7 protein-coding genes are annotated in these 7174 nt (G+C 70.7%); 3 read left to right on the forward strand and 4 right to left on the reverse strand.

The features are described 5' to 3' along the window. The first annotated feature begins 45 nt into the window (after window positions 1-45). The 3 genes from AB0953_RS28590 to AB0953_RS28600 are packed head-to-tail and all read left to right on the forward strand — an operon-like array spanning window position 46 to window position 3606. Window positions 46-2424 carry a glycoside hydrolase domain-containing protein gene (locus AB0953_RS28590; protein ID WP_366862455.1) on the forward strand — a complete coding sequence of 793 codons (2379 nt, stop codon included), beginning with the start codon at window positions 46-48 and terminating at the stop codon, window positions 2422-2424. Window positions 2425-2467: 43 nt separating this feature from the next. Further along, the gene (locus AB0953_RS28595) at window positions 2468-2935 is read left to right on the forward strand and encodes a hypothetical protein (protein WP_366862456.1); all 468 of its coding nucleotides are present in this window, start codon (window positions 2468-2470) and stop codon (window positions 2933-2935) included. Continuing rightward, complete coding sequence (locus AB0953_RS28600) at window positions 2932-3606, forward strand: hypothetical protein (protein WP_366862457.1); 675 nt, start codon at window positions 2932-2934, stop codon at window positions 3604-3606. Before AB0953_RS28595 ends, AB0953_RS28600 begins: the two co-directional genes overlap by 4 nt. Before the next feature lie 75 nt (window positions 3607-3681). On the opposite strand, the gene AB0953_RS28605 is transcribed toward AB0953_RS28600, so the two are convergent. The 4 genes from AB0953_RS28605 to AB0953_RS28620 form a co-directional block, all read right to left on the reverse strand. After that, on the reverse strand, window positions 3682-4221 hold the full coding sequence (locus AB0953_RS28605) for a hypothetical protein (protein WP_366862458.1): 540 nt from the start codon (window positions 4219-4221) through the stop codon (window positions 3682-3684). 298 nt (window positions 4222-4519) lie between these two features. Next, complete coding sequence (locus AB0953_RS28610; protein ID WP_366862459.1) at window positions 4520-5491, reverse strand: LLM class flavin-dependent oxidoreductase; 972 nt, start codon at window positions 5489-5491, stop codon at window positions 4520-4522. A 20-nt stretch (window positions 5492-5511) separates the two neighbouring features. After that, the gene (locus AB0953_RS28615; protein WP_366862460.1) at window positions 5512-6039 is read right to left on the reverse strand and encodes a hypothetical protein; all 528 of its coding nucleotides are present in this window, start codon (window positions 6037-6039) and stop codon (window positions 5512-5514) included. Beyond that, on the reverse strand, window positions 6036-6962 hold the full coding sequence (locus tag AB0953_RS28620; RefSeq protein WP_366862461.1) for an alpha/beta hydrolase fold domain-containing protein: 927 nt from the start codon (window positions 6960-6962) through the stop codon (window positions 6036-6038). Before AB0953_RS28620 ends, AB0953_RS28615 begins: the two co-directional genes overlap by 4 nt. Window positions 6963-7174 lie beyond the last annotated feature (212 nt).

Below are 7174 nucleotides of genomic sequence, written 5' to 3' on the forward strand. Positions count from 1 at the left end.
GCCCGCGCCTGCCACAAGGCCGACACGAGGAACACAGGGAATCACGTGGACAAGAAAGTCCTGGAAGCACAGCAGTGGGTCAACAAGACCTACGCGGGCAAGGCGGGCTACAACCCGTGCCCGGAGAACGGGCAGACCGGGTGGAGCACGATGTTCGCGCTCACCCGCGCCCTCCAGATCGAGCTGGGCATCGCCACCCCGTCGGACAGCTTCGGTCCGACGACGGAGAGCAAGCTGGCGGCCCTCGGCGACATCGGCGCCGGGTTCTCCAACAAGAACATCGTCAACATCCTCAGCCACGCCCTGTTCTGCAAGGGCTACTGGGGCGGGGCCGGCGACGGCCAGTACAGCATCACCACGATGACGGCCGTCAAGCAGCTCAAGTCGAACATGGGTCTCGACGAGACCAACGGCATGGTGCAGCCGAAGATCTTCAAGGCGCTGCTGACCATGGACGCCTACGTCGTGGTCGCCGGCGGCACGGAGAAGGTCCGCGAGATCCAGCGGTGGCTCAACGGCCGCTACCACAAGCGCTCCTCGTTCAACATAGGCCCCTGCGACGGCCTCTACTCGCGCGACGTGCAGAAGTCGCTGATGAGGGCGCTCCAGTACGAGTTCGGTGTCGCCGACGACGCCGCCTCGGGCAACATGGGTCCGACGACCCAGAACGGTCTGAAGGCACACGAGGTGGGACCCGGCTCCTCCGGAATCTTCGTGCAGCTCTTCTCCGCGGCCTGTGTGTTCAACGACCTGAAGTACAAGGACGGCGGCGACATCGTCGGCGTCTCCTTCACCTCCTCCTACGGCGGCGGCCTGGAGAAGGCCGTGAAGGCGTTCCAGGAGTTCTCCTGCCTGGAGCAGGTGAACGGGCGGGGCGACTACGACACCTGGTGCCAGCTCCTGGTCTCCATGGGCAACCCGGACCGCAAGGCCAACGCCTGCGACACCCGGTTCACCATCACCACCGCCCGCGCCAAGGCCCTCAAGGCGGCCGGATACGAGGTCGTGGGCCGCTACCTGGACGAGGAGGTCCTCGACCCCAAGTACGACCTGGACAAGGAGATCCAGCCCGGCGAGCTCGACCAGATCTTCGCCGGCGGCATGCGGGTCTTCCCGATCTCGCAGTACCACGCCCGCAAGCTGGGCGACTTCACGTACTCCGAGGGCTACCGGCACGCGTCGAAGGCTCACGACCGCGCCGAGTCGGTGTACAAGTTCAACCGCGGCTCCGTCATCTACTTCGCCGTGGACTACGACGCCACGGACCCGGAGATCACCTCCAACATCATCCCGTACTTCCACGGCATCCAGGCCGCCCTGAGCGCCAAGGGCAAGAAGTACATCGCGGGGGTCTACGGCTCGCGCAACGTGTGCCAGCGCGTCAGTGACGAGGCCTACGCCCGGTACTCGTTCGTCTCGGGCATGTCCTGGGGGTTCTCCGGCAACCTCGGCTTCTCCATGCCGAAGAACTGGTCGTTCACGCAGATCAAGGAATTCAAGTTCAGCGCGAACGGCGACACCTTCGACCTCGACCGCGACGTGATGCGCGGCAACGACCCGGGTGTGGGCAAGGACGGCATCGGCGGGACCAGCTCCCCCGTCGACAAGATGCTCGACTACATCGACGCCCTGTACGCCGCCGCGGTGCGGTACGGCAAGGGCAACCCGAACGAGCTCGTCTGCGAGTTCCTGCGCTCCCCCAAGTACAACAGCGAGTACGGGCCCACGCTCGGCACCAGGAACGGCTGGTGGCTGCTGCTGTACGAAGCCGACTCCGACTGGCTCAAGTTCGCCGAGAAGGAGGTCGGGAAGCGGATGGAGGACTTCAAGGACCCCGGCTACGGCGTGGACCTCAACCTCGACCACCTCGCGGCCTGCGCCAACACCGTGATCTCCAAGGGCTCCATCTCGGGCAAGTCGGCGAACCGCGGAGACTTCGCCGGCTGGGGCGGCGACCTGTGCACCTTCTACATCGAGTGGCGGCAGGCGGCCGACTCCTACGCCTCGGGGTACACGTTCTGCCAAGAGCGCCTGGCCAAGATCAACGTCGCCTCCTCGTTCAGCTTCGGCGACCTGCTGGAGGACGTGGACGGCTATCTGATCGGCACGGCCGCCGGTATCAAGGACAAGCCGATCAACCAGCTCTTCCGCGCCCACTACACCCAGGCCTCCGGGTTCGGACGCCGCTTCCGCGACTTCTACCAGAAGCGCTACCAGGGCAGCATGGACGTCGTCCGGGCCTCGGCCAACCACATGCTGGAAGGCATGCTCTCGGACGACATCCTCCAGACCATGCGCCAGGCGCTCTTCTACACGCAGGGCGGAGCCATCCTCGTCCCGAACGTGATTCCCGACAGCAAGCTGAATCCGTTCGTCGACGGCTACGTGGACGTGTTCAAGAAGATCATGGAGCAGGAAAAGTAGCGGGCTCCTCCTCGAACGGAGTCCCCCAGACGGAGGAGAAGACGTGATCGTCGTCCTGGCGTGGATATTCGCCTGCGCCCTGCTGTACGGCCTGGTCAAGGGAGGCGTTGTCGTGTTCCGGGCCGTCCGGGCCCGTGCCTGGCGGGCGCCCGGCCTGTGGGCCGGCGGAGCGCTGATGGCGGGCGCGGCCACGATCGGCGCGTACCTGGCCGGGGCCGTCGCCGGGTGGGGCGGCATGGACATGGGCGAGACCTGCGGTGAGGACCAGTACGACAGCGCGTTCGTCGCGGCCCACCAGAACGATCCGCTGTTCCCGCTGCACAACTGGTGCAACGCCGAGCACGACCTCGTCCCCTCGTGGGTCAACCCCACCGTCACCGGCCTCGCCGTGCTCACCGCGGTCTGCCTCGCCCTGACCGCGGTGGCCGGCGCGGCCCGCATCACCCGCACGCTCGCCGCCCGGCGCGTCCGGACGGCAGAAGAGACACAACAGAGGGAACAGAAGGCATGAGCAACCCCATCCGCGACCTGTCGCGCCGCCGCTTCGTCGGCACCGCGGCGGGCGTCGCCGGCGCCGCCGCCCTGTGGAGCATCGGCACCCCCGGCACCGCCACGGCCGCCCCGAAGCCGGCGGACGGCCCGTCGTCCTGGAAGGGCAACAGCACGGCCAACGGCTGGCCGGTGGTCAAGACGGTCCCCACCCACCTGATCGAGGGCAGCCCGGTCTCCGTCGCCGTCCTGGACGGCGACGTGGCCGCGATCCTGCTGCACGTGGCCCGCCGCTTCCACTACGAGGTGGACTCCCTGCGCCAGGGCGAGGTCACCGGCCACTCCGGCGACCGCAAGGTGGCCCAGCCGTACGAGTCGAACCACCTCTCGGGCACGGCCATCGCCATCCGCCCGCAGGCGTACCCGGCGGGCGTGCAGGGCGGGCTGTACCCGCACGAGCTGGTCGTCGTCCGCGACATCCTCACGGAGCTGGACGGCACCGTGGCCTGGGGCGGCGACGAGAAGACGGCCAAGGAGTCGCACTTCCACATCGCCCTCAAGCCCGGCCACCCGAAGATCAAGAACGTGGCGCGCACGATCCGCGAGTGGAACGAGGCCCCCGGCAAGGGCGCCGGCACGGTGGACGCCTTCGAACCGTCCCGCCGCCAGGCGGCCAAGGCCTTCACCCGCTGAAGCCCGCACCCGGACGGAAAGACCAGGGGCCTGACCGCACGAGCGGTCAGGCCCCTGGCCCGTTGGTGTCCCACCTCAGCCGAACAGCAGCGGCGAGCCGGTGAGCTGCTTGGTGATGACGCCCTTGTCGTCACCCTCGATGTCGTACGACACGCTGGAGTCCGAGGACCACCACATGTTCTTGTCGTACGTCGCGGACGGCGCGAGGCACTTGTTCTCCTTCTCCAGCGCCGCCCAGCCCAGGTTGTCGTTGACCAGCTTGGTCAGGTCACAGGTGGTGGTGGTCACGACCGTGTCGGTGCCGCCCCACTCGCGCTTCTCCAGCCGCGTCGTGACCTTGAACGAGGCGAACCGCTTGCCCCGGGGGTCCTCGGCCACGTCCACCATCATCTGCCAGTTGGTCCAGGTCCAGGCGGACACCTTTCCGTTCGAGACGTCGGCGCAGTTCATGAACGAGTAGAGCGACTGCGGCTTCTTGCCCGGAAAGGCGATCTCCACGGACCCCGAGCTCTCGCCGCACGAGCTGACGGCGGCGGCCGGCGAGGCGAAGGCGATGGCGCCGGCGAGGAGGCCGCCGGTCGCGGCGAACGTGGCGAGGTACTTCTTCGTCTTCACGAATGCATCTCCTGCTTGAAAAATTGCGAGAGGCCGTTGCCTACGCGCCGAAGGGCGTCCGGCCCACGACGTCGCCACGCGGCAACTCCTCACGACATGACGAAGCCCCCGCCCCTACGGCGAAGGCCCGGTCATCGTGACAACGCCCCCTCTCCCCCCGATCTCCCCCATCTCCCCCCTCTCCTCCGGCTCCTCCGGCTCTGGCAGGCGGTCCCGGACGGGGGCTCGGGGGCGCGGGGCAGGTGAGGGGGCGGGCTGCGGGTGGGTGGGGCAGGTGAGGGGGGGTGGCGTGGGGCGGTCAGAGGACGGGGGCCGCGGCGACGGCCGGTTCCGGGTGGGCGGCCGGCAGGTCGAAGACCTCGGCAAGCAGCTCGTACGAGCGCTGCCGGTCGGCGGGGTCCGGCGTGAGCGTGTTGACGATCAGCTCGTCCACCCCGTGGCTCACGGCCAGCGCCGTCAGCGTGGAGTGCACCTGCTCGGGCGTTCCCGAGACCAGGGCGGTGCGGTGCACCTTGGCCCGCTCCAGTTCCGCGCCCGTCCAGCGGTGCCTGCGCGTCGTCTCGTACGAGGGCATCGGCAGGTCGTGGCCGAGGTCCTTGCGGGCTCGCCACAGCAGCAGGCTCTGGGCCAGCTCCTCCGCCCGGCCGGCGCTGTCCGCGGTCACCACGCGCACCGCCAGCGCGCCGCGGGTGCGCCGCCCCGTGGCGGCCTCGAACTCGTCGCGGTAGTGGCCGAAGGCGGCCGCGCCGCCGGCCGGGGAGAAGAAGTGCCCGAAGGCGAACTCGGTGCCCAGCTGCCCCGCCAGGCGCGCCGACTCCCGCCCCGCGCCCAGCAGCCACATCTGCGGGGCGACGGGGGCGTGCGGGACGACTCCGGCCGGGCCCAGCAGGGCGCGCAGCCGGGCCAGCCGCTCGGGGAAGTCGTGCGCGGGGCCGCCGGCCCGCCCGATGCCGAGGTCGACGCGCCCCGGGTGCAGGGAGGCCAGTACGGAGAAGACCTCGGCGACCTTCCCCGGGTCGTAGCGGGGCAGGAGCACGCCGCCCGTCCCGATCCGCATCCGGGACGTGTGGGCCAGCAGGGCTCCGGCCAGGATCTCCGGGGCGCTGCTCGCGAACCCCGGGGAGCCGTGGTGCTCGGCCGCCCAGTAGCGGGTGTAGCCGAGTGCCTCCGCGGCGCGCGCGAGGTCCACGGAAGCGCGCAGCGCCTGGTCGGGGGTGTGGTCCTCGCCGACCGGGGTCTGGTCCAGGACGGACAGCCGCAGCTTCGTCATGAGGTGTCGCCTTTCGGTTCTCAGTGCTGGTGGTGGGGGACGCCGGAGGCGCCGGCCATGGTCGCGGGCACGATCCTGAAGTCCGCCTTGAAGACGAGGTTGTGCAGGTCGGCGGCGGCGATGGCACGCAGGGTGGGCAGTTCGGCGGCGGCCTGCGCGTCGTCGAAGACGTTGAGGGGCCATTCGGAGACGGTGGCCCCGCGCAGGTGCGGGTGGTGGAAGCCCCTGCCGTAGTGCGCGTACAGGGTCACGGGCGGGATGTCGGCGGCCGACTGCTCGTCCCACCACAGGGTCCAGGCGTGGAAGAGGCTTCCGTCGTCGGCGCGCTGCACACCGGTGGCGTCCACCGCCCCCCGGCCGAGGAGCAGTTCGTCGTTGAGCTCGCCCAGGGCCTGGCGGGCGTACGGGTCCAGGAGCCGGGCGGCGGTGTGGAAGTGCTCCTCCTTGTCGGCTCGGGTCACGGCGCCGCCGTGGACGCCGTCGCGCAGGTCGGCGAAGTGGCGCAGCAGGGCGTCGAGGTTGGGGACGGCGGGCACCTGGGCGGTCATGGCAGCTCCAGACGGGAGAGGGAAGGGGTGGGAGTAGGGGTGGGGGAAGGGGAACGGGACGCCGGGTTGTCCGGGTGGGTGAGCACGTGCAGGGCCAGGCCGAGCCAGCTCCGCAGGGACACCGGGGCCTGCGCGCCCGGGCCGGCCGGACCGGCACCGGGCTGCAGGAACGCCGCGTGGCCGGTCTGGTGGAACTCGCGCAGCGCGACCTCCACCCCGGCCGCCCGCAGCAGGCGTGCGTAGTGGTGCACGTCGTCGCTGACGGGGTCCAGGTCGCCGATGGCCAGCACGGCGGGGGCGAGCCCGCTGAGGTCGGCGGCCTCGAGCGGGGTGCTGTAGAGGCGGGTGCCGTCGGCGGCGACGGGCCGCCCGGGGGCCTGGTAGGCCCGCCAGGCCGAGGCCAGGTAGGCCGCGGTGGGGAACATGTCCGGGTAGCGGTGGTACGAGGCGCCCGTGCAGGCGGGGTCCAGCGGCGGGTAGGCGAGGACCTGGGCCGCGAGGGGTTCCCCGCGGTCGCGGCAGGCCAGGGCGGCGCAGGCGGCCAGGGTGGCGCCGGCGCTGTCCCCGCCGACGGCGAGCACGGGGCCGGTGCCTTCGGCCCGGGCCTGCTCCCGGGCCCAGGTGAGTGCGGACAGGACGTCCTCGACCATGGCCGGGTGGCGTACGTCGGGGGCCAGCCGGTAGTCGACGCTCACGACGGCGAAGCCGGAGAACCGGGCGAGTTCGGCGGTCGCGGGGTGCCAGTCGGAGGCCGACCCGGCGCGCCAGCTGCCGCCGTGGGCCCACACCAGCCAGCCCTGCGGAGCCGTCTCGGGCCGGAACACCCGGGCGGGGAGCGGGTCTGCGGGGGACGGGATGCGTACCTGTTCCCAGCGGACGGCGCCGCGGCTGTCACCGGGGGCTGATCGCGCGGGAGTAGCCATCGTGGGGTCCTTTCCAGGGGGCGCCGGGGTACGCGGCCGTGCCTGGGCCAACGTTCGCGGCGCGGGTGGGGCCGTCACAAGGCGGAGTTGCCTTAGTGGAAGCGGGTCTGTCAGGCGGTGTGCTTGGCGCGGAGGAAGAGGACCGTGGACAGGGTCCCGACCAGCACGATCGCGGTGTTCACGATCACCGCGGTGGTGATGCCCGCGTGGAT

This window comes from Streptomyces sp. NPDC046866, from assembly GCF_040704625.1.
GTDB lineage: Bacteria > Actinomycetota > Actinomycetes > Streptomycetales > Streptomycetaceae > Streptomyces.

Bases quoted from the DNA above. Each gene is read 5' to 3' on its own strand.
- AB0953_RS28615 (WP_366862460.1), bottom strand. From the start codon at position 6,039: ATGACCGCCCAGGTGCCCGCCGTCCCCAACCTCGACGCCCTGCTGCGC.
- AB0953_RS28600 (WP_366862457.1), top strand. From the start codon at position 2,932: ATGAGCAACCCCATCCGCGACCTGTCGCGCCGCCGCTTCGTCGGCACC.
- AB0953_RS28610 (WP_366862459.1), bottom strand. From the start codon at position 5,491: ATGACGAAGCTGCGGCTGTCCGTCCTGGACCAGACCCCGGTCGGCGAG.
- AB0953_RS28620 (WP_366862461.1), bottom strand. From the start codon at position 6,962: ATGGCTACTCCCGCGCGATCAGCCCCCGGTGACAGCCGCGGCGCCGTC.